Annotated in this window: 2 protein-coding genes; both read left to right on the plus strand. The window is 63.7% G+C overall.

Going from position 1 to position 1,667, the window contains the following annotated elements; translation table 11 throughout:
- Window positions 1-551, plus strand: a 551-nt coding sequence (locus tag AC1D1P_RS22710; protein ID WP_477674546.1) for a TlpA disulfide reductase family protein, incomplete at its 5' end; no start/stop codon positions are given.
- 142 nt (window positions 552-693) lie between these two features.
- A partial coding sequence (locus AC1D1P_RS22715; protein WP_477674547.1) for a transglutaminase-like domain-containing protein occupies window positions 694-1,667 on the plus strand: 974 nt, incomplete at its 3' end.

A 1,667-nucleotide genomic window follows, 5' to 3' on the forward strand; every position in this document is an offset into this window, starting at 1 on the left:
GGCCCATGCCGACCCCGTTTATTTCCCGCCGCCATTTCCTGCTGCAGACAGTCACCGCCGGCTCAGGGGCGGCCGTGCTTCCCGCAATGTCGCAGGGGCTGACCGGCCCGGCTTATGAAGTGGCTCCCTGGGCTGGTCCATTGGCAGCGTTCTCGCTGGTGGACACAACCGGAAAGACCTGGCGCCCGGCTGATTTGCGCGGCCGTGCCGTGCTGTTGAATTTCTGGGCCAGCTGGTGCGAGCCCTGCCGCGCTGAAATGCCGACGCTGCAGCAGATTGCCGACCTCTACGGCGATGACAAACTGCTGGTGCTGGCCATCAATTTCAAGGAGCCGGCGGCGCGTGCGCTGCAGTTYGCCAAGACCACCGGGGTAACACTGCCGGTGCTGCTGGACCTGGATGGCAAAGTTGCCCGGGGCTGGGGTGTGAAGGTTTTTCCGACAACCTTGATGATTGACCGCAGCGGCCGGCCGCGCCAGCGCGTGACAGGCGAGGTCGACTGGACCAGCCCGGCCGCCGAAAAGCTGATTGCCGGCTTGCTCAAGCCCTGAATCTGTCTCGGCACGGCACCGGCGATAATCCAGGGCCAGCCCTTGCGCTGCCTTTGCGGGCTGTGTGGGCTGTCAGACATCCCGGAGCATCTTTACCTGCCCCGGTGCACGTCGCACTCACACCCACCCGGAGATACCTTTCATGTCGACCGTACGCCGCACTTTCCTCAAGAACACCGCAGCCGCCGCCGTGGCTGCTGCATTGCCAACCATCAACTTTGCCCAGACGCCCGCCGCCGCGCCCAGCCGCAGCAACTTTGCACCCCAAAGCGGCGCCTGGCGAACTTTCGACGTGACCACGCGTGTGGACATCGCCAAACCCCAAGGCGTGACCAAGGTGTGGCTGCCGATCCCCTCGGTCAACAGCGACTACCAGCACTCGCTGGAAAACGGCTTTTCGAGCAACGGCACCGCCAAGCTCATGCAGGACGGTCAGGACGGCGCGAAGATGCTGTATGTGGAGTTTGCGGCCACTGAAACAAAGCCCTATGTGGAGCTGACCAGCCGCGTGCAGACGCAAGGCCGTGCCATGGACTGGTCACAGAAAACCGCCCCAGCCGAAAGCGCCGACACGCTGCGTTACTTCACGCGTCCCACAGTCCTCATCCCGACCGACGGCATTGTGCGCAAGACAGCGCTGGCCGCCACCCAGGGTGCCAAAACCGATGTCGAAAAGGCGCAAAAACTCTACGACTGGATCGTGGCCAACACCTACCGCGAACCCAAGGTACGCGGTTGCGGCGAAGGCGACATCAAGACCATGCTGGAAACCGGCAACCTGGGCGGCAAGTGTGCCGACCTGAATGCGCTGTTCGTGGGCCTGTGCCGCTCGGTGGGCCTGCCGGCACGTGACGTGTACGGCATTCGCCTGGTGCCTTCAGCCTTTGGCTATAAGGAGCTCTCGGGCAATCCGACCAGCCTGAAGGGCGCGCAGCATTGCCGCTCGGAGGTCTACCTCAAGGGCTACGGCTGGGTGGCGATGGACCCTGCCGACGTGGCCAAGGTCATGCGCCTGGAAACGGCCGAATGGATCAAGACCACCGCCAACCCGGTGGTGGCTCCTGTGAACAAGGCGCTGTTTGGCGGCTGGGAAGGCAACTGGATGGCCTACAACAC

It is taken from the genome of Polaromonas sp. P1_E1_2, from assembly GCF_056406035.1.